We start from the raw sequence: 18291 nt of genomic DNA, 5'->3' as shown, positions 1-18291 counted from the left end.
CCCCCCAGGTCATCCGTTCGACAGGGGGGACCAGTCATGCCGGGCCCGGAGGCCAGCGGCCCTCTTGCAGGACCGCCAAGAACATAACGGGGGACACGGGCCGGGCCGAGACCGACCAGCCGGACCACGCACGGGCCCGCCCCGCGAAGCCGACCCCCTCGGACCGACCACCGAAGGACCCCACCCAGCAACACAGCAAGCCCACTGCCACGCGGACAATCACGCCAGGCCCCCCGGGTCGCAGCCGGGCCAGGCGGGTGGGCCGTGCAAGACCGACGCCCTCGGGTGGGCCAGCGCGGCGGGCGGGCTCCCGCGTGGGTGATCGCGCCGGGCTCACCGGGGCACGGGTCATGTCGGATTGCCCAGGTCTCGGGTCAGGTCCAGGGCGAGGAGTCGGTCGGCGTAGGCGTAGGTCTCGAAGCGGGCGCCGTCGGGCAGGGCGTCGTCGGTCTCCACGGAGGCCAGGACGCGCAGCACCCCGGGCACGTCGAGGTCGTCCTCCCAGGCCGCCCGCAGCCGCCCCCTGACCTCCTCGGGGACGGCCCGTGACGGCTGCCGCGCCCAGGCGGCCACGGCGCCGCGCCAGCGCGCGAGGGTGCGGGCCGCGTCGTCGAGGGTGGACGGGTCGAGCCGGACGGGGGAATCCCGCCCGGCCGCGAGCAGGGCCAGCCGCAGGGCGCCGGGGTCGACGACGGCCCGGACCCCGCCCTCCCGCAGCACTCCCGCCGTGTCCTCCACCCGGGCGACCCGGACGAGCAGCCCCCGCTCCGGCGGGGCGGCGTCCGCACCGGCCACGTGGACGATCTGGGACTCGCCCAGGGCGGTCGCGGGGTCGTGGGCGTCCTCGAAGGGGCGGACGCCCAGCGTCGCGGCGGCGGCGCGGAGTCCGGGGCGGTGGTCACCGGCGGAGAGCAGGGACCAGACGGGGGTGCCGCCGAGTTCCAGGGCGCGGACCAGGAGGTCGGCGGTGAGAAGCACCCGCAGGGCGGTGGGCGTGAGGTCCGGCGCGTGGGCCTCCACACGGGTCAGGCCGCGGCGGGCGGGGGCGGCGTGGACGGGTTCACCGGTTCGGTCGTCGACGATGCGCAGCACGGGGTGAGCGTAGGCGGGTGAACGCCCGTACGCAGGACGTCGGCGCCGATTCGCGTCACCGCGGCGGCCGTGGCCCGGCGATCACGGGTCCCGGGTCCCGGATCCGGGAATCATGGACCCCGCGGCGGCTGTTGCCCCCACGACACGTTCGGCGGACGGCAGGAGGCCCCCATGTACGGCGACGAGGCGACGATCCGGAAGATCCTCATGGAGACCGGGAACACCTGGGCGGTGGTCGGCCTGTCCGCGAACCGGGCGCGGGCCGCGTACGGCGTGGCGGAGGTGCTCCAGCGGTTCGGGAAGCGGATCGTGCCGGTGCACCCCAAGGCCGAGACGGTGCTCGGCGAGCCCGGGTACGCCTCCCTGGAGGACGTGCCCTTCGACGTGGACGTGGTCGACGTGTTCGTGAACAGCGCGCTCGCCGGTCAGGTCGCGGACGAGGCCGTGGCGAAGGGCGCGAAGGCGGTGTGGTTCCAGCTCGGGGTGGTCGACGAGGCGGCGTACGAGCGGACCCGGGCGGCCGGGCTGGACATGGTGATGGACCGCTGCCCGGCGATCGAGATTCCCTCCCTGCGGTAGGAATCCCCCGGGGACCGGACGTCCCGGCGGTAGCGGCCGCCCTGCCGTGGCTGACGGGACATCGTCATAATGCTCGCGTGACGCTCCCCACCCCCGAGTCCGACTCCCCCACCCCCCACCCCGGTTCCTCCTCCGCGCGGCACCGCACGGTCGTCGTCGTGGGCGCCGGACCCGCCGGACTGGCCCTCGCCAACGTCCTGCGGGCGGCCTCCGTCGACTGCGTGGTCCTGGAGACCGAGGACCGGCGGTTCATCGAGACCCGGCCGCGCGCCGGGGTGATCGAGGAGTGGGCGGTGCACGCGCTGCGGGAGCGCGGCCTCGCGGGGAACCTGCCAGAGCGGGCGCAGCCGCACACCGCCTGCGAGTTCCGCTTCGGCGGCGAGCGCTACCGGTTCGGCTACCACGAGCTGACGGGCCGTCACCACTACGTGTACCCCCAGCCGTTGCTGGTGACGGACCTGGTCCACGAGTACGCCGACGTGCGGGGCGGCGACATCCGCTTCGGCGTGCGGGACGTACGGCTGCACGACCTGGACTCGGACCGGCCCTCGGTGTCGTACCTCTGCCCGGACACCGGTGAACGCCGGGTGCTGCACTGCGAGTTCGTCGCGGGCTGCGACGGCGCGCGCGGGGTGACGCGGGACGCGCTGCCGCCCGGCCGGGTCCGGATCGCCCGGCACGACTACGGCATCGGCTGGCTGGCGCTGCTCGCCGAGGCGCCGCCGTCCGCCGACTCGGTGGTCTTCGCCGTCCATCCGCGCGGCTTCGCCGGACACATGGCCCGCAGCCCCGAGGTCACCCGCTACTACCTCCAGTGCGCGCCGGGCGACACCCCGGACGACTGGCCGCACGAGCGCGTGTGGGCGGAGCTGCGCGCACGGCTCGCGGCCGAGGGGGCGCAGCCGCTCACGGAGGGCCGGCTGCTGGAGAAGCGCGTGCTCGACATGCACGACTACGTGGTCGAACCCCCGGGGTACGGGCGGCTGTTCCTCGCCGGTGACGCGGCCCACCTCGTCGCGCCCATCGCCGCCAAGGGCATGAACCTGGCGCTGTACGACGCGTTCCTCCTCGGTGACGCGCTGGCCGCGTATCTCACCGAGGGCGACGGCAGCGGCCTGGACGGCTACGCGGACGCGAGTCTGCGGCGGGTCTGGGACTACCAGGAGTTCTCGCAGTGGCTGTCCGGCATCTACCACGGGCCCGCCTCCGACGATCCGTTCGTCGCGGGCACCGCCGTGGCCCGGCTGCGCCGGCTGTTCACCTCGCCTGCCGCCGCGCGGGCGTTCGCGGAGCAGTACCTGGGCGCGGCCGAGACGTACTGACACCCGGCCGGCCCTGCGTCCCGGCCGGCCGCCCACCCCGGTCAGCCCTCCGGCTCGGCCGGTTCTCCGTTCTCGGTCTGCGTCTCGGACTCCGTCTCGGTCAGCCGGTGGTCGGCGACCTTCAGCGCCTCGTCCACGAGGCGGCGCAGATGTCCGTGGCGCAGTGAGTAGACCACCCGGCGGCCCTCCTTGCGGGTGTTCACCAGACCGGCCAGCCGCAGTCGGGCCAGGTGCTGGCTGACGGCGGGCCGGGCCGCCCCGCAGACCTCGGTGAGCGTGCTGACGTCGGCCTCCGACTCGGCGAGGGCGTGCAGCAGCGCGAGGCGGGTGCGGTCGCCGAGGAGCGCGAGGAGGTCGGCGGCGAGCGCGAACTGTTCCTCGCCCGGGGTGCGCGGGTGCGCATGGATCGCAGGTGACAGGTGCATGCGTGCGCTCATACGCACATAATGGCTCCGTGGGCCTCACGCGTCCACTCCCGCGGCGGAAGGGGTTCGACGTGAACGAGCGGCACGAGCAGGGGCACCACACGCACGGCCACCACCACAGCCACGATCATGACCATGGGCACGACCAGGGGCACGGCCACACGCACGCGCCCACGCGTGGTGAGCGCCGGACGGCGGTCGCCCGGTTCCGGCACCGCCTCGCCCATCTGCTCACCCCCCACTCCCACGAGACGGCCGACAAGCTCGATCCGGCGCTGGAGTCCTCGGCCCGCGGTCTGCGGGCGCTGTGGGTGTCGCTGGCCGTGCTCGGGGCGACGGCCCTGGCGCAGGCGGCCGTGGTCGTCGTCTCCGGCTCGGTGGCACTGCTCGGCGACACCGTGCACAACGCGGCCGACGCGCTGACCGCCGTCCCCCTGGGCATCGCCTTCGTGCTCGGCCGCCGGGCCGCGACCCGCCGCTTCACCTACGGCTACGGCCGGGCCGAGGACCTCGCGGGCATCGTGATCGTGCTGACCGTCGCGGCCTCGGCGGCGTTCACGGCGTGGGCCGCCGTGGACCGGCTGCTCGACCCGCGGCCGGTCGCGCACGTGCCCGCCGTCGCGGTGGCGGCGCTCGTCGGGTTCGCGGGCAACGAGTGGGTGGCCCGCCACCGCACCCGCGTCGGGCGGGAGATCGGCTCGGCCGCGCTGGTCGCCGACGGGCTGCACGCGCGCACGGACGGCTTCACCTCGCTGGCCGTGCTGCTGGGCGCCGGTGGTTCGGCCCTGGGCCTGGAGCTCGCCGACCCGCTCGTGGGTCTTGCGATCACCGCGGCGATCGTCCTGGTGCTGCGGGACGCGGCGCGCGAGGTGTTCCGGCGGGTGCTCGACGCGGTGGACCCGGAGCTGGTGGACCGCGCCGAGCGCGCGGTGCGGGAGGTGCCGGGCGTGCGCGGGGTGGGCGAGCTGCGGCTGCGCTGGATCGGGCACCGGCTGCGGGCCGAGGTCGCGGTGGTGGTGGACGGCGAGGTGAGCGTCCGTGAGGCCCACGCGATCGCCGTCGGCGCGGAACACGCCCTGCTGCACGCCGTGCCCCGGCTCACGGCCGCCCTGGTGCACGCGGACCCGGCGCCCGCGCCCGGCGAGCGGGACCCTCATCTGGCCCTCGCCCACCACCAGGCGGCGTGAACGCCCCGCCGTGCGACGGCGGCACGTGAACGTCCCTCTGCGCGACCGCGGCGGGCGTGCGTCCGCGGTGCGCGGGGTCAGGCGACGCCCAGTCCCTCGACGACCACCGCGCCCGGCAGCTGGGCGAACGCCTTGCCCGGGACGAGGAGTTTGCCGCGCCGTCGGCCGCTGCCGACCAGGACGTAGGGCAGGTCCACGACGGCCGGGTCCACGAACAGGGGCCAGTCGGCGGGGAGTCCGACGGGGGTGATGCCGCCGTACTCCATGCCGGTCTCGCCGGTCGCCGTGTCCATCGACGCGAACGACGCCTTGCGGGCCTCGAGTCGGCGGCGGACCACCCCGTTGACGTCGACCCGGGTGGTGGACAGGGCGAGGCACGCGGCGAGCCGGGTCTCGCCCGCCCGCTTCCCGGCCACGACGACGCAGTTGGCGGACCGTTCGAGGAGATCCCGCCCGTAGTGCTCGACGAAGACCGCGGTGTCGGCCCATTGCGGGTCGGTGTCGACGTACACGATCTGCTCGGCGGGCACCGGGCCCCGCCAGGCGCGGACGGCGTCGGCGACCGGGCCGACGAGGTCGTCGACGCAGTCGGTCACGGGCAGGGCGGTGTCGAAGTCTCCGAGGGGCGCGCGCATGACCGCACGCTAACAGCCCCGCGCGGGACCGTTCAGCGCACGGGCGGGACCGAGACGGCCATGACCAGCTCCGCCGGAATCCCGCCCTCGTTGCCGTAGGTGTGCGGGGCGTCCGCCTCGAACGAGGCGCTGGCGCCGGCCGGCACCCGGTGCGGGACCCCGTCGACGGTGAGGGTCAGCTCGCCGGACGTGACGTGCACCAGCTCGACCGTGCCGGAGGGGTGCGGGTCGGAGGGGCTGTTCTCGCCGGGCATCAGCCGCCAGTCCCACAGCTCCAGCGGCCCGGGGGCCTCGGTGCCGGCGAGGAGGCGGTTGTAGCTGCCCGCGTCGGTGTGCCAGAGGCGGACGGCCCGCTCGGCCGGAACGATCCGGACCTTGGGGCCCTGCTCGTAGTCGAGCAGGGTGGTGATGCTGACGCCGAGGGCGTCGCCGATCTTGACGACCGTGCCCAGGCTGGGGTTGGTGCGGGCCTGCTCGATCTGGATGAGCATGCCCCGGCTGACGCCCGCGCGGGCGGCCAGGGTGTCCAGCGTGAAGCCGCGCTCACCGCGCCAGCGCTTGACGTTGCGCGCCAGGGACTGGGTCAGCAGGTCGAGGTCCGACACATCACGTCCAATGTCATGGATGTCTGGGTTCGAAGGGCTGAACTACGGTGTGCTGCACCTGATCGTTCACCGAACTGTACTGCGCGGGGCACCTCCCCGGCGGCGGGTGTCATGCCCCCCGCGTCATCCCTCCGTGTCAGCCCTCCACGTCACCCCTCCCCCTCATCCGTCCGCGTCGAGTTCGGCCAGCCTGGCCGCGGTCTCGTCGTCCAGCGCGGACAGGGCCAGCAGCTGGTCGGGGGTGACGCCGTCGGGGATCGGCACGGGCGCGGGTGTGCGCAGCGGCGGCTGCCAGCCCCCGTCGGGGGTCCAGCGCCGGACGACCCGTGCCGGGGCGCCCGCCACCACCGCGTGGTCGGGCACCGTCCCGCGGACCACGGCGCCGGCCGCGACGACCACGTTGCGGCCGATCCGGGCGCCCGGCAGGACCACCGCGCCGGTCCCGATCCAGCACCCGGTCCCGATCTCCACCGGCTCCATCCGCGGCCACTGCCGGCCGATGGGCTGGTGCGGGTCGTCGTAGGAGTGGTTCGTGGAGGTGACGTACACGTACGGCCCCACGTAGCAGTCGCTGCCGATGGTGACGGTCGTGTCCGCGATGACGTGGCTGCCGCGGCCGAGGACGACGCCGTCGCCGATGCGCAGGATCGGGTCGGGGCCGAGGTCGAGGCCGGGCATCAGTCCGGCGGTCAGGGTGACCTGCTCGGCGATGATGCAGTGGGCGCCGAGCCGGATCCACGGTTCGCCGAAGACCGTGCCGAGCGGGAAGGCCAGTCTGGTACCTGTTCCCATCGCGCCGAAGCGGAAGCCCGCGGGGCGTTCGGCCGTGACGGAGCCCGTCCGCCGGGCCCACTCCCAGGCCGCGTGGACGGCGCGCTGGGCCAGTCGGCCGCGCCAGGACGAGAACGTGTTCTTGGGCTTCGGCACGGGCTCACGTTACTCAGCGGTCGCCCCGCGTCGAGAGGGCGGGCCTCTGTGATCTTTGCCCCACGGGGTGCCGTACGGTGCGTCGTACGGCGGACACGAGGAGACGGTGATGACGCACAGCGCGCTGGTCGTGGGCATCGGCGGCAAGGAGCCCCGTATCGACGCGGAGGCGTTCGTGGCGCCCACGGCGTCCGTGATCGGGGACGTGACGCTGCACGCGCGGGCGAGCGTCTGGTACGGCGCGGTGGTGCGCGGCGACGTGGAGCGGATCACGGTCGGGGCGAGCGCGAACGTGCAGGACAACGCCACGCTGCACGCCGACCCAGGGTTCCCGGTGACCGTCGGGGAGCGGGTGTCGATCGGGCACAACGCCGTGGTGCACGGGGCGACGGTGGAGGACGACTGCCTGATCGGCATGGGGGCGACCGTGCTCAACGGGGCGGTGATCGGGGCGGGTTCGCTCGTCGCCGCCCAGGCACTGGTGCCACAGGGGATGGTGGTGCCGCCGGGGTCGATGGTGGCGGGGGTGCCGGCCAAGGTGCGGCGGGAGCTGAGCGCGGAGGAGCGGGAGGGAGTGACCCTGAACGGCACGCTCTACGCGGACCTGGCGCAGGCGCACCGACAGGTGCACGAGTAGGGCCGAGTGAGGTTCGCGGGTCGGCGGGGCGTGTCTCAGTCGCCGGCGCCCACGGGCTCCGCCTGCTTCTGCGCCTCGTGCGCCTCCTGGGCCTTCTTCGCCCGGCGCCTGATGAGCAGCATGGAGGTCAGGCCGATCAGGACCGCGGCCGCCAGGCCCAGGTACGAGAACCGCTTCAGCCAGTCCTCGGCGACGATGCCGACGTAGTAGACGACCGCCGTCGTACCGCCCGCCCAGCAGATGCCGCCGAGGAGGTTGGCGGTCAGGAACTTCCAGTACGGCATCTGGAGCACACCCGCGAGCGGGCCGGCGAAGATGCGCAGCAGGGCGACGAAGCGGCCGAAGAAGACCGCCCACATGCCCCACTTCTCGAAGGACCGCTCGGCGGTGGCGACGTGCCCCTCGCTGAAGTGCCGCGGGAACTTCCTGCCGAGCCAGGCGAGCAGCGGGCGTCCGCCCTTGCGCCCGATGGCGTAACCGATGGAGTCGCCGATCACCGCGCCGGCGGTGGCGCAGACGCCGAGGACGACCGGGTTGACGCCCGAGTGCTGGGAGGAGAGCAGCGCTGCCGAGACGAGGACGATCTCGCCCGGCAGGGGGATGCCCAGGCTCTCCAGGCCGATGACCAGGGCCACCAGGGCGTAGACGGCGGCCGCCGGCACGGTGTCGAGCCATTCCTGGACGTGCAAGGCCGGTTCCTCCCCTGTCGGGTGCCTTTACCCGGGCCGCCGCATCGAGGGGCGCGCCCACGGGAAGGCTACCTGGTCACCGGTGGCGCACGGCGTACCCGAGTCCGCCGTGCGGCACCGTTCCGCCGACGGTCCTTCGGTTTTCGGACATCCGCCGGTCATACGGAACGGGAAAGCTCCCCGCGGATTCCCCCGCCTCGCTTCCCCAGGTCGTCCCGTGCGGCCCGATGTGGAAGGACGACGTGCCCCGTGTCCTCACTGTCCCCGGTGTCCCCGCCCGAGCCCGATGCCCCGCCGTCCCCGCTGACGGCTCCGGGCGCGGACACCTCACCGTCCCCGCTCGCGACGGCCCGTGCCGACGTGCCGCTGCCGCCCCCGCTCGCGGCGGCCTGCCCCGAGGGTGCGCTGGCCGCCCCGCTGGCGGCGGTCTGCGGCGACGCGTCCCTGTCCCCGCTGGGGACGCCGCGCTCCCCGGCGTCCTTCATGACGACCCGCTCCGCCCGGCTCGCGCTGTGTCTGGCGCCGCTCCTGCTGGTCCTGGCGTGGGGGCTGGTCAACCGGCCGCTCATGTACGAGGGGGCGGCCCAGCTGGTCGCGGCCGACCCGGGGTGGCTGCTGGCCGGGGTGGGCTTCACCGCCGTCGGCTTCGTCGCGGCCTCCTGCGTGCGGCAGGGGGCGCTCCCGGACCGGCTGCCGCCGGGGCTGCTGCTGGCCTCGCAGTTCGCCGCGGGCGCCGCGAACCACGTCCTGCCCGCGGGACTCGGGGCGCACGCCGTCACCCTGCGCTTCATGCGCCGGCAGGGGGTGACGCTGGAGCGGGCGACCGCCTCGCTCGCGCTGTACTCGCTGGTCAAGCCAATCGCGAAGACGGCGGTGCTCGTGGTGTTCCTGGCGACCACTCCGGCCGGACGGCGCCTCGGCGAACTCGTCCCGGACGGGCGGACGCTGGTGCTGGTCCTCGCCGCCGCGGGCACGGTGCTGACCGTCGCGGGTGTGCTGCTGACCGTCGTCCGGTCGCTGCGTCGCCCGGTGACGTCGCTGCTGCGCACCGCCCTGGCCGACGCCCGGCACCTGCACACCCGGCCCGCCCGGGTGCTCGCGCTGTGGGGCGGGGCGGCGGCGATGCCGCTGATCCAGGCGTGCACGGTCGCGTCGGTGGGTGCGGCGCTGGGCCTGCCGGTGTCGTGGGCCGAGGTGGTCCTCGCCTTCCTGGCGGCGGGCACCGCGGTGGGTGCCGTGCCCGCGCCGGGCGGGCTCGCGGTGGACGCGGCCCTGGTGGTCGCGCTGGTCACCTTCGGCGCCCCGCTGGCCGGGGCCACGGCGACGGTGATCGGCTTCCGCGTCCTGACGGACTGGCTGCCCCTGCTGCCGGGCGCCCTGGTCCTGTCGGCCCTGATCCGCACGAAGGCGCTGTGAACACGGAGCTCCGTGCGGGTCGGGGGCGCGGTGTCAGTCGTGGGGGCGCAGGGTCCAGACGACGGTCATCTCCGTGGTCACCGCGCCGTCCTCGCGCTGGATGGCGACGGTGACGGGGAACTCGGGCCGCCGGCCCTCGTCGAGTTCGGCGACGACGTCCGCGATCGGGCGGCCGAGGGTCGCCGTCGCCCGCAGCGGGCCGAGGGCGATCTTCTTGAACGCGATCTCGGCGGTGACCGGGAGCGGCACCGCCCGGGAGAGCTGGTCGCCGAACGCGGCGAGCACGATCGCGCCGCTCGCCGACTCCCCGAGGGTGAACATGGCACCGGCGTGCGGTCCGCCGACGTGGTTGCGGTACTCGCCCCGGTCCGGCAGGGACAGCACGGCCCGCTCCGGAGTGGTCTCCAGGTACTCCAGGTTCAGGGTCCGCACCATCGGCACCGTGGCGGCGAGCATCTCGCCGATCGACATCTGGTCTGCGCTCATGGACGTCATGTTACTCACGGGTAAGAGGGGGTGGCCAGAGTCGTGCGCCCCGTGCTCCCGTACGCCGTTTCGGTACGTCCCTGACAAGCGCCGGTGACCGAATCGTGTCCCTGGCGGCACTAGGGTTGTGGGCCATGTGGCCAGGACAGCAGCCGCCAGGGGGCGAGCAGAACCCGCAGGGGAACCCGTATCAGCAGCCGGGTTACCAGCAGCCGAATCCGTACCAGCAGCCGGGCTACCAACAGCCCAACCCGTATGGGCAGCAGCCGCAGTGGGGAGCGCCCGTGCCCGCGGGCCCGCCCCGGAAACCGCAGGGCGGCGGCAACCGGACGAAGGTGGTCGCGATCGTCGCGGCCCTCGCGGTCGTCGTCGCGGCCGGCGTGACCGGGTTCCTGGTCCTGGGGAACAAGAAGGACGACACGGCGGGCGGCAACACCCCGAAGCGGGCGACCGGGGTTCCCTCGGCCACCGCCGGCTCCGCGTCGCCGTCCGGCTCGGACGACAACCCGCGCGGCGACGAGACGGAGAAGCCGACCGTGCCCGGCTGGAAGGTCGTCGTGAACCCCAAGTGGGGCACCGCCTTCGACGTGCCGGCGGACTGGGAGGTCCAGTCGCCCACGCTGTCCGTCGGGTTCGAGGACCGCAAGTCGGACGACGCCAAGCCGCTGATCATCATGTCCGCGCCGGCCGAGTTCAAGTCGAAGTGGTGCACGAGCGACGACGACAAGGACGGCCGCAGCGAGGACACCCCGCTGGCCGTGGCCGGCACCAAGGGCGAGGGCGGCGCGAAGACCCCGGCGGACGCCGCGGTCCGCGAGGTGCCGTGGTGGGTCTACGGCGGCTACACCCAGCCCGACAAGAAGAGCCTCACCTACGACAAGAAGGCGACGGACTTCACGACCGCGTCCGGCGTCAAGGGTGCCTACGCCTGGGCCCGTTCGGTGAACACGCCCCAGACGGGCAAGTGCGCGAGCGACGGCAAGGCGATCACGTTCGCCTTCAAGAACTCCAAGGGCGACATCGTGTCCTGGAACCTCTACGGCGCCAAGGGCGTGGACGGGGAGGTCGACACGGCGACCGTCATGAAGATCCTCAGCACCGTACGGCTGCACGGCGAGCCGACGGGGTCCTGACCGAAACGGTGTGGCGTCCGGGAGCGCGGGCGGGGATAGTCGGCCGGTGACCTCCACCGCCACCACCCCCGCCCGTCTGCGTGGACCCGCCTGGGCGGGCCGCAACTACACGCTGCTGACCGCCTCCGCCGTCGTCACCGGTCTCGGTGCCAACGGCGCGCTGATCGCCGCCGCGTTCGCCGTCGTGGACGCGGGCGGCGGCAGCGGGGACGTGGGGCTGGTGGCGGCGGCCCGCACCCTGCCCCTCGTGCTGTTCCTGCTGATCGGCGGGGCGCTCGCGGACCGGATCCCGCGGCACCGGGTGATGGTGGCCGCCAACGTCCTCAACTGCCTCTCCCAGGGCGCCTTCGCGCTCCTGGTGCTCACCGGCGAGCCCCGGCTCTGGCAGATGATGCTGCTCACCGCGCTCGGCGGCACCGGCCAGGCGTTCTTCGGGCCGGCGTCCGAGGGCATGCTGATGTCGTCCGTGAGCGGCGAGCAGGCCGGGCGGGCGTTCGCGGTGTTCCGGATGGCGATGCAGGGGGCGGCCCTGGGCGGCGCCGCGCTCGGCGGCGCGCTGGTCGCGGCGGTCGGGCCCGGCTGGGTGCTCGCCGCCGACGCGGGCGCGTTCGCGGTCGGCGCGGCGCTGCGCGCGTTCCTCGACGTGAGCCATGTGCCGGAGCGCGGCCCCGGCGGCGGGCTGCTCTCCGATCTGCGGGAGGGCTGGCGGGAGTTCACGGGCCGGCCCTGGCTGTGGGGCATCGTCGTGCAGTTCTCCGTCGCCAACGCGGTGGTCGGCGCGGCGGACGCCGTGTACGGCCCGCTCGTCGCCCGCGACAGCCTGGGCGGCGCGGGTCCCTGGGGGCTGGCGCTGGCCGCGTTCGGGGCGGGCACGGTCGCCGGCGCCCTGCTGATGACCCGCTGGAGACCGCGCAGGCTGCTGCTCGTCGGCACCCTCTGCGTCTTCCCGCTCGCCCTGCCGTCGGCGGCGCTGGCGGTGCCGGTGCCGACCGCGCCGCTGTGCGTGGTGATGCTCGTGGCCGGGGCGACGGTGGAGGTGTTCGGGGTGTCCTGGATGACCGCGCTGCACCAGGAGATCCCCGAGGACAAGCTCTCGCGCGTCTCGGCGTACGACTGGTTCGGCTCGGTGTCGCTGCTGCCGGTCGCCATGGCGCTGACGGGTCCGGCGGAGCAGGCGTTCGGGCGGGGCGCGGCGCTGTGGGGGTGCTCGGCCCTGGTGGTGCTGGTGACGGCCCTGGTGCTGCTGGTCCCCGACGTACGGAACCTGACCCGGCGCACCCGCCCCGTGACCGCCGCGCCAAAGCCGCGCGCCACGTCAGCCGATGCCGAACGCCCCGTCGGGGGGCTCGGGTGACGGTACGGCGTCCCCGTCCCGCACGGGTGCCGCGCCGCCGGTGAAGTCCCGTAGTCCGGCGCCGTGCCGGACCCGGGCGGGGAAGGCGTCGGAGGCGGTGCGGCGGGCCAGGGCCGCCGTGTCGAGGGGCCGGTGGGCGGCGACGAGCACCGCGTTGCCGAACCGCCGTCCGCGCAGCACGCCAGGTTCGGCGATCAGCGCCGACTCCTCGAACACGGCCGCGAGCGTGGCGAGTTGGGAGCGGAGGAAGGCGAAGGGCGCGGCGTCGGCGAGGTTGGCCAGATACACACCGTCCGGGCGCAGCACCCGCTCGGCCTCACGGACGTAGTCGAGCGTGGTGAGGTGGGCGGGGACGCGGGAGCCGCCGAAGACGTCGGCGATCAGCACGTCGAACGAGTCGTCGGGCGCCGTCTCCAGCCAGCCGCGGGCGTCGGCGGTGTGCGGCACGACGTCGGCGCCGTCCGGCAGGGGCAGGTGCTCGGTGACGAGGGCGAGCAGCCCGGCGTCCGCCTCGACGACGTGCTGCCGGGAGCCGGGCCGGGTGGCGGCGACGTACCGGGGCAGGGTGAGCGCTCCTCCGCCGAGGTGCAGCACGTCCAGCGCCCGCCCCGGCTCGTCCAGGGTGTCCAGGACGTGCCCGAGCCGCCGGGCGTACTCGAACTCCAGATGCTCCGGTTCGTCGAGGTCGACGTAGGACTGCGGGGCCCCGTCGACGGTGAGCAGCCAGGCCCGCTCACGATCGATGTCGGGCATCAACTTGACGACGCCGTGCTCGGTGACACGGCTGACGGGTACGGCTTCGCTCACCTGCCCATTGTCCCCGGTGCCCGGCGGCGGCGACGCGCCGTCACCCCCGTGGGGCGCCACCCCCATTCCCCGGCGGGTAAGCGCGCGGCCATCTTCGTCGGTTACTGTCGCCGAATGCTCGATGCCAACCGCTCTGGCACCGCCACGGCCCCTCCCCCGGCCACCGCCACGGAGCTCACCGCCGCCGTCCCCGCGGCGGCCCCCGTCCCGTCCCTCCCGCGCGCGGCCCTCGTGATGCGCTGCACCCGCGTGTTGCTGTCGCCCTGGTCGCGGCTGTCGCTGCTGGTGGCGCTGCTCGCGGGCGCCGCCGCGTCCGTGCTGCTCTTCGAACCGCAGCGCCTGCTCACCCACGGCTGGCCGCCCCAGCTCGGCGGGGCCGCCGCCGCGGTGGTGTTCGCGGTGGCGTACGGGCTGTGCACGGTCGCGTTCGTGCCCCGGCCGCTGCTGAACCTGGCGGCGGGCGCCCTGTTCGGCTCCCAGACGGGTCTGGCCACGACGCTGGCCGGCACGGTGCTGGGGGCGGGGCTCGCCTTCGGGCTGGGCCGGATGCTCGGCCAGGACGCGCTGCGGCCGCTGCTGCGGGGCCGCTGGCTGAAGGCGGCCGACGGACAGCTGAGCCGGCACGGTTTCCGCTCGATGATGGCGGCGCGGCTCTTCCCGGGCGTGCCGTTCTGGGCGGCGAACTACTGCGCCGCCGTCTCCCGGATGGGCTGGATGCCGTTCCTGGTCGCCACGGCGATCGGGTCGGTGCCGAACACGGCCGCGTACGTGGTCGCGGGCGCGCGGGCCTCGTCGCCCACGTCGCCGGCGTTCCTGATCGCGATGGCGTGCATCGCCGTGCCCACGGTGGTGGGCGCGGTGGTGGCCTGGCGCAAGCGCCACCACCTGCGCCCCAGGTAGCGGACGCCCGCGCCCCCTGGGCAGGTGCCGGCGGCGGGTCAGACCGCTTCCAGGACCATCGCGTTGGCGAGGCCGCCCGCCTCGCACATGGTCTGGAGGGCGTAGCGGGCGCCGCGTTCGCGCATCGCGTGGACGAGGGTGGTGGTGAGCCGGGTGCCGCTGGCGCCCAGCGGGTGGCCGAGGGCGATGGCGCCGCCGTGCACGTTGACCCGGTCGAGGTCGGCGCCGGTCTCCTGCTGCCAGGCGAGGACCACGCTGGCGAACGCCTCGTTGACCTCGAACAGGTCGATGTCGCCGATGCCGAGGCCCGCCCTGCGCAGCGCCTTCTCGGTGGCGGGGACGACACCGGTGAGCATGAGCAGCGGGTCGGAGCCGGTGACGGCGAAGCTGTGCAGCCGGGCGAGGGGGCGCAGGCCGAGGCGGGCCGCGGTCTCGCCGGACGCGATCAGCACGGCGGAGGCGCCGTCGTTGACGGGGCTGGCGTTGCCCGCGGTGACGTTCCACTCGATCTGCGGGAAGCGCTCGGCGAAGCCGGGGTCCTGGTAGGCGGGCCTGAGGCCGGCGAGGATCTCGGGGGTGCTGCCGGGCCGTACGCACTCGTCGCGGGTGACGCCCTCCAGGGGCGCGACCTCGGCGTCGAAGAGGCCGGCGTCCCAGGCCGCGGCGGCCTTCTGGTGCGAGGAGACCGCGAAGGCGTCCATCCGCTCGCGGGTGAGGGACCACTTGGCGGCGATCAGCTCGGCGCTGATGCCCTGCGGGACCAGGCCCTCGGGGTAGCGCGCGGCGACGCCGGGGCCGAAGGGGTCGGCGCCGGGCGGCACGTTGGACCACATCGGCACCCGGCTCATCGACTCCACGCCGCAGGCGACGACGAGGTCGTACGCCCCCGCCATGACGCCCTGGGCGGCGAAGTGCACGGCCTGCTGGGAGGAGCCGCACTGGCGGTCCACGGTGGTCGCGGGGACCGTCTCGGGGAAGCCCGCGGACAGCAGGGCGTACCGGGTGGTGTTCATGGCCTGTTCGCCCACCTGGTCGACGGCGCCGCCGATGACGTCGTCGACGAGGGCCGGGTCGACGCCGGAGCGCTCGGTGAGGGCGCGCAGGGTGTGGGCGAGGAGTTCCACGGGGTGGACGTGCGCCAGGGCGCCGTTGGGCTTGCCCTTGCCGATGGGGGTGCGTACGGCTTCGACGATGACTGCGTCGCGCATGGTGCGGTCCTCCTTGGCGGCCGGAGCGCCGACCGGAGCCATTACCGGTGAGTAGGAAATATGGACTCACCATAACTCCTAGGGTTGGAAAATCAAACCCTCCACTAGAGTGGGGGCCATGGCCGCCACGAAGGATCCGCGCCCCTGCTCCATCGCCGACGCCCTCGCACTCGTCGGCGAGAAGTACTCGCTGCTGGTGCTGCGGGAGGCGTGCCTCGGCAACGGCCGCTTCGACCAGCTCGTCCGCAACATCGGCGCGCCGCGCGACATCCTGGCCACCCGGCTGCGCCGCCTGGTGGACGCCGGCATCCTCACCAAGCGGGCCTACAGCGAGCGCCCGCAGCGCTTCGAGTACCGGCCCACGCAGGCGGGGCTCGAACTGGAGCCCGTCCTGATGACCCTGATGGCATGGGGCGACCGCCATCTGCGCGCGGGCGAGGAACGCCCCATGCTCATCGAGCACGTCTGCGGCAACGAGCTGGTGCCGGTGGTCACCTGCGCGGTCTGCGGCGACGAGGTGCACCACGAGGACCTCACCGCGCACCCCCAGACGCCGGGCTGGACCCGCGAGGGGCCGACCGCGGCGTGACACCGGCGGCGCGTCGCGAACTGGGCGCGCCAGGAAGGCCGTTCGGGCGTTCTACCGAACGGGCACCGGTGCGCGGGCCGACGACGTAGGGTTCGAACCCCTGTGTCCGGCCGACCGCGCGGGGACGCTACGCTGCCCTTCCACACACATGATCACCGCATTTCCGGTGTCCCCGATCAGCACTTGGACCTCTCACCTCCATGTCTTGGTTTGAATCCCTCATCCTCGGACTCGTCCAGGGGCTGACCGAGTTCCTCCCCGTCTCCTCCAGCGCCCATCTGCGGCTGACCGCGGCCTTCTCGGGCTGGAAGGACCCGGGTGCGGCCTTCACGGCCATCACCCAGATCGGCACCGAGACCGCGGTGCTGATCTACTTCCGCAAGGACATCGGCCGGATCATCTCGGCCTGGTCCCGCTCGCTGTTCGACAAGGCGATGCGCCAGGACCACGACGCGCAGATGGGCTGGCTGGTGATCGTCGGCTCCATCCCGATCGGTCTGCTGGGCGTGACCCTCAAGGACCAGATCGAGGGGCCGTTCCGCGATCTGCGGGTCACCGCGACCATGCTCATCGTCATCGGTGTCGTCATCGGCATAGCCGACCGGCTCGCGGCACGCGACGAGACCGGCGGCCGGCACCGCGCGCCCAAGCAGCGCAAGTCCCTGGACAACCTGAGCGTGAAGGACGGCCTGATATTCGGCCTCTGCCAGGCCTGCGCGCTCATCCCGGGCGTCTCCCGCTCCGGCGCCACCATCAGCGGCGGCCTGTTCATGGGCTACAAGCGCGAGGCCGCCGCCCGCTACTCCTTCCTGCTCGCCATCCCGGCCGTGCTCGCCTCCGGCGTCTTCGAGGTGAAGGACGCCATGGAGAGCGACCACATCGCCTGGGGGCCGACGCTGTTCGCCACGGTGATCGCCTTCGGGTCCGGGTACGCGGTCATCGCCTGGTTCATGAAGTGGATCTCCAACAAGAGCTTCATGCCGTTCGTCTGGTACCGCGTGGCGCTCGGCATCGTCATCATCGGCCTGGTCACGGCGGGTGTGCTGAGCCCGCACGCCGCCGAGTCGGCGAACTGACCGCACCCCGGCCCGCCGCCCCCACGGCATCCGGTCCGCACGCCGGATCCGGGTGCCGTTTCGGACATCTCCCGTCATCCGGACGCCCCCGTCCCGCACCGCCCCGGCGCGCTCCTGCGCGCGCCCCGGCGGCAGCCGTCATGGCCTGGACCTTCACAGAACGTCCCACCAGGGGCGCACGGTTTCGCGCCACCCGCCGCGGGGCCCCCGCGCCCGTCCCGGCGGTGACCAACCCCATACGGTCCGGGTAGCGGCGCGGTAGCGCAGTGTCAGTGCTTGCCCCTAGGCTTGTGGACATGTCCCCCGATTCCCCACCCCCTGGTTCCGTGCGGTCTGCTGCCGAGGTCAACGAGCAGATCCGGGCGCTGTGGCTGCGTGCGGGCGGATACCTGTCGGCCCAGGACCGCGCGGAGTACGAGCTGCTGGTCGTCGAGTGGGCCGAGGCCATCCGCGACGAGATCATCGAGGCGGCCTGACCGCTCCGCAGGAACCACCCGCCCCACCTCCCCGCAGTTCACGGCCCCGTCGCCCCCCTGGACCCAACGTCGCGTCCGGGCAGGCCGGTCATCGCGACCGGGCCACGACTCCGACCGTCCTCCACCACCACCGGCCGGGGGTACGACCACCCCCGGCCCCGACCCCGACCGCGTGCGAACCGCCGCGTGTCGGTGGTCGTCACCGGCCGCCGGAGACCCGCAGCACCGTGCCCGTCGTGTAGGAGGCGTCCGGGGACAGCAGCCAGGCGATCGCCGCGGCGATCTCCTCGGTGCGCCCGGGACGGCGCAGGGGCACCGCGGGCGCCACCCGCCACGGGCGGTCCGGGTCGCCCATGGCCGCGTGCATCTCCGTCTCGACGACCCCCGGCGCGACCGCGTTGACACGGACGCCGTCCGGGCCGAGTTCCTTGGCCAGGCCCACGGTCAGGGCGTCGACCGCGGCCTTGGTCGCCGCGTAGTGGACGTACTCGCCGGGGCTGCCCAGGGTGGCGGCGGCCGAGGAGACGTTGACGATGGCGCCGCTCCCGCGCGCCGACATCAGCCGGGCCGCGCGGCGCGCGCACAGCAGTGTGCCCAGCAGGTTGACCTCGACGACCCGGCGCAGATCGGCGGTGTCCGCGTCCACGAACCGGCCTAGGTGTATTGATCACGAGCGTTGTTAACGCCGCCGGGCTTGATCATGGCGAAGGCCTCCGTGTGTGGTGGAGGTGTCGAATCTTCACCGCAC

The 18291-nt window shown here is 74.0% G+C and carries 20 protein-coding genes and 1 pseudogene; 11 read left to right on the top strand and 10 right to left on the bottom strand.

The features are described from left to right. Nucleotides 1-348: 348 nt before the first annotated feature. Nucleotides 349-1092 carry a hypothetical protein gene (locus AB0F77_RS41745; RefSeq protein ID WP_361959573.1) on the bottom strand — a complete coding sequence of 248 codons (744 nt, stop codon included), beginning with the start codon at nucleotides 1090-1092 and terminating at the stop codon, nucleotides 349-351. Nucleotides 1093-1263: 171 nt separating this feature from the next. On the opposite strand from AB0F77_RS41745, the gene AB0F77_RS41740 reads away from it, so the two are divergent. Further along, nucleotides 1264-1671, top strand: coding sequence for a CoA-binding protein (locus tag AB0F77_RS41740; protein ID WP_361959570.1), 408 nt, complete (start codon nucleotides 1264-1266; stop codon nucleotides 1669-1671). Nucleotides 1672-1748: 77 nt separating this feature from the next. Further along, nucleotides 1749-2993: a 4-hydroxybenzoate 3-monooxygenase gene (locus AB0F77_RS41735; protein ID WP_361959568.1), complete on the top strand. Its 1245-nt coding sequence runs from the start codon at nucleotides 1749-1751 to the stop codon at nucleotides 2991-2993. A gap of 41 nt (nucleotides 2994-3034) precedes the next feature. Here AB0F77_RS41735 and AB0F77_RS41730 read toward each other — a convergent pair whose 3' ends face one another. After that, nucleotides 3035-3430, bottom strand: coding sequence for a metalloregulator ArsR/SmtB family transcription factor (locus AB0F77_RS41730; RefSeq protein WP_361959565.1), 396 nt, complete (start codon nucleotides 3428-3430; stop codon nucleotides 3035-3037). A 59-nt stretch (nucleotides 3431-3489) separates the two neighbouring features. Here AB0F77_RS41730 and AB0F77_RS41725 point away from each other — a divergent pair, with 59 nt between their 5' ends. Further along, nucleotides 3490-4605 carry a cation diffusion facilitator family transporter gene (locus AB0F77_RS41725; RefSeq protein WP_361959562.1) on the top strand — a complete coding sequence of 372 codons (1116 nt, stop codon included), beginning with the start codon at nucleotides 3490-3492 and terminating at the stop codon, nucleotides 4603-4605. Between the two features lie 77 nt (nucleotides 4606-4682). On the opposite strand, the gene AB0F77_RS41720 is transcribed toward AB0F77_RS41725, so the two are convergent. The 3 genes from AB0F77_RS41720 to AB0F77_RS41710 all read right to left on the bottom strand — a co-directional run bounded on the left by AB0F77_RS41720 (nucleotide 4683) and on the right by AB0F77_RS41710 (nucleotide 6772). Continuing rightward, the gene (locus AB0F77_RS41720; RefSeq protein ID WP_361959559.1) at nucleotides 4683-5240 is read right to left on the bottom strand and encodes a YbaK/EbsC family protein; all 558 of its coding nucleotides are present in this window, start codon (nucleotides 5238-5240) and stop codon (nucleotides 4683-4685) included. Between the two features lie 32 nt (nucleotides 5241-5272). Further along, complete coding sequence (locus tag AB0F77_RS41715; protein WP_361959556.1) at nucleotides 5273-5845, bottom strand: XRE family transcriptional regulator; 573 nt, start codon at nucleotides 5843-5845, stop codon at nucleotides 5273-5275. 162 nt (nucleotides 5846-6007) lie between these two features. After that, nucleotides 6008-6772, bottom strand: a complete 765-nt coding sequence (locus AB0F77_RS41710; RefSeq protein ID WP_361959553.1) for an acyltransferase — start codon at nucleotides 6770-6772, stop codon at nucleotides 6008-6010. A 109-nt stretch (nucleotides 6773-6881) separates the two neighbouring features. On the opposite strand from AB0F77_RS41710, the gene AB0F77_RS41705 reads away from it, so the two are divergent. Next, complete coding sequence (locus tag AB0F77_RS41705; RefSeq protein WP_361959550.1) at nucleotides 6882-7409, top strand: gamma carbonic anhydrase family protein; 528 nt, start codon at nucleotides 6882-6884, stop codon at nucleotides 7407-7409. A 35-nt stretch (nucleotides 7410-7444) separates the two neighbouring features. On the opposite strand, the gene AB0F77_RS41700 is transcribed toward AB0F77_RS41705, so the two are convergent. Then, complete coding sequence (locus AB0F77_RS41700; protein WP_361959547.1) at nucleotides 7445-8098, bottom strand: DedA family protein; 654 nt, start codon at nucleotides 8096-8098, stop codon at nucleotides 7445-7447. A 249-nt stretch (nucleotides 8099-8347) separates the two neighbouring features. Between AB0F77_RS41700 and AB0F77_RS41695 the strand changes: the two genes are divergently transcribed. After that, entirely contained in the window at nucleotides 8348-9514 is a 1167-nt protein-coding gene (locus AB0F77_RS41695) for a lysylphosphatidylglycerol synthase transmembrane domain-containing protein (RefSeq protein WP_361959544.1), read from the top strand. 33 nt (nucleotides 9515-9547) lie between these two features. On the opposite strand, the gene AB0F77_RS41690 is transcribed toward AB0F77_RS41695, so the two are convergent. Next, complete coding sequence (locus AB0F77_RS41690; RefSeq protein WP_361959576.1) at nucleotides 9548-9985, bottom strand: DUF4442 domain-containing protein; 438 nt, start codon at nucleotides 9983-9985, stop codon at nucleotides 9548-9550. Nucleotides 9986-10134: 149 nt separating this feature from the next. On the opposite strand from AB0F77_RS41690, the gene AB0F77_RS41685 reads away from it, so the two are divergent. Next, nucleotides 10135-11133, top strand: coding sequence for a hypothetical protein (locus tag AB0F77_RS41685; protein ID WP_361959541.1), 999 nt, complete (start codon nucleotides 10135-10137; stop codon nucleotides 11131-11133). A 46-nt stretch (nucleotides 11134-11179) separates the two neighbouring features. Continuing rightward, nucleotides 11180-12487: an MFS transporter gene (locus AB0F77_RS41680; protein ID WP_361959538.1), complete on the top strand. Its 1308-nt coding sequence runs from the start codon at nucleotides 11180-11182 to the stop codon at nucleotides 12485-12487. Here the strand turns inward: AB0F77_RS41680 and AB0F77_RS41675 are convergent. Further along, on the bottom strand, nucleotides 12449-13294 hold the full coding sequence (locus AB0F77_RS41675) for a fused MFS/spermidine synthase (RefSeq protein WP_361959535.1): 846 nt from the start codon (nucleotides 13292-13294) through the stop codon (nucleotides 12449-12451). The genes AB0F77_RS41680 and AB0F77_RS41675 overlap by 39 nt on opposite strands. A gap of 114 nt (nucleotides 13295-13408) precedes the next feature. Between AB0F77_RS41675 and AB0F77_RS41670 the strand changes: the two genes are divergently transcribed. Beyond that, nucleotides 13409-14194, top strand: a complete 786-nt coding sequence (locus AB0F77_RS41670) for a TVP38/TMEM64 family protein (RefSeq protein ID WP_361959532.1) — start codon at nucleotides 13409-13411, stop codon at nucleotides 14192-14194. Nucleotides 14195-14232: 38 nt separating this feature from the next. On the opposite strand, the gene AB0F77_RS41665 is transcribed toward AB0F77_RS41670, so the two are convergent. Continuing rightward, nucleotides 14233-15402, bottom strand: a complete 1170-nt coding sequence (locus AB0F77_RS41665) for a thiolase family protein (protein ID WP_361959529.1) — start codon at nucleotides 15400-15402, stop codon at nucleotides 14233-14235. A gap of 118 nt (nucleotides 15403-15520) precedes the next feature. Between AB0F77_RS41665 and AB0F77_RS41660 the strand changes: the two genes are divergently transcribed. The 3 genes from AB0F77_RS41660 to AB0F77_RS41650 all read left to right on the top strand — a co-directional run bounded on the left by AB0F77_RS41660 (nucleotide 15521) and on the right by AB0F77_RS41650 (nucleotide 17543). Continuing rightward, nucleotides 15521-15991 (top strand): helix-turn-helix domain-containing protein, encoded by a 471-nt coding sequence (locus AB0F77_RS41660; protein ID WP_361959526.1) that lies wholly within the window; start codon nucleotides 15521-15523, stop codon nucleotides 15989-15991. Nucleotides 15992-16191: 200 nt separating this feature from the next. Further along, nucleotides 16192-17067: an undecaprenyl-diphosphate phosphatase gene (locus AB0F77_RS41655; protein ID WP_361959523.1), complete on the top strand. Its 876-nt coding sequence runs from the start codon at nucleotides 16192-16194 to the stop codon at nucleotides 17065-17067. A gap of 296 nt (nucleotides 17068-17363) precedes the next feature. Further along, complete coding sequence (locus tag AB0F77_RS41650; RefSeq protein ID WP_361959520.1) at nucleotides 17364-17543, top strand: hypothetical protein; 180 nt, start codon at nucleotides 17364-17366, stop codon at nucleotides 17541-17543. Nucleotides 17544-17742: 199 nt separating this feature from the next. On the opposite strand, the pseudogene AB0F77_RS41645 reads toward AB0F77_RS41650, so the two are convergent. Then, nucleotides 17743-18201 (bottom strand): annotated as a pseudogene (locus AB0F77_RS41645) (SDR family oxidoreductase); the annotation flags it as partial. Nucleotides 18202-18291 lie beyond the last annotated feature (90 nt).

The sequence above is a fragment of the Streptomyces sp. NPDC026672 genome (genome assembly GCF_040638185.1).
Classification (GTDB): domain Bacteria; phylum Actinomycetota; class Actinomycetes; order Streptomycetales; family Streptomycetaceae; genus Streptomyces.
This window is presented reverse-complemented; position numbering and strand designations above follow the sequence as displayed.

What these genes read in the sequence shown, in the direction of transcription:
- AB0F77_RS41670 (WP_361959532.1), top strand. Translation starts at nt 13,409, where the DNA reads ATGCTCGATGCCAACCGCTCTGGCACCGCCACGGCCCCTCCCCCGGCC.
- AB0F77_RS41655 (WP_361959523.1), top strand. Translation starts at nt 16,192, where the DNA reads ATGTCTTGGTTTGAATCCCTCATCCTCGGACTCGTCCAGGGGCTGACC.
- AB0F77_RS41720 (WP_361959559.1), bottom strand. Translation starts at nt 5,240, where the DNA reads ATGCGCGCGCCCCTCGGAGACTTCGACACCGCCCTGCCCGTGACCGAC.
- AB0F77_RS41690 (WP_361959576.1), bottom strand. Translation starts at nt 9,985, where the DNA reads ATGTCGATCGGCGAGATGCTCGCCGCCACGGTGCCGATGGTGCGGACC.
- AB0F77_RS41730 (WP_361959565.1), bottom strand. Translation starts at nt 3,430, where the DNA reads ATGAGCGCACGCATGCACCTGTCACCTGCGATCCATGCGCACCCGCGC.
- AB0F77_RS41650 (WP_361959520.1), top strand. Translation starts at nt 17,364, where the DNA reads ATGTCCCCCGATTCCCCACCCCCTGGTTCCGTGCGGTCTGCTGCCGAG.
- AB0F77_RS41660 (WP_361959526.1), top strand. Translation starts at nt 15,521, where the DNA reads ATGGCCGCCACGAAGGATCCGCGCCCCTGCTCCATCGCCGACGCCCTC.
- AB0F77_RS41705 (WP_361959550.1), top strand. Translation starts at nt 6,882, where the DNA reads ATGACGCACAGCGCGCTGGTCGTGGGCATCGGCGGCAAGGAGCCCCGT.
- AB0F77_RS41665 (WP_361959529.1), bottom strand. Translation starts at nt 15,402, where the DNA reads ATGCGCGACGCAGTCATCGTCGAAGCCGTACGCACCCCCATCGGCAAG.
- AB0F77_RS41740 (WP_361959570.1), top strand. Translation starts at nt 1,264, where the DNA reads ATGTACGGCGACGAGGCGACGATCCGGAAGATCCTCATGGAGACCGGG.
- AB0F77_RS41685 (WP_361959541.1), top strand. Translation starts at nt 10,135, where the DNA reads ATGTGGCCAGGACAGCAGCCGCCAGGGGGCGAGCAGAACCCGCAGGGG.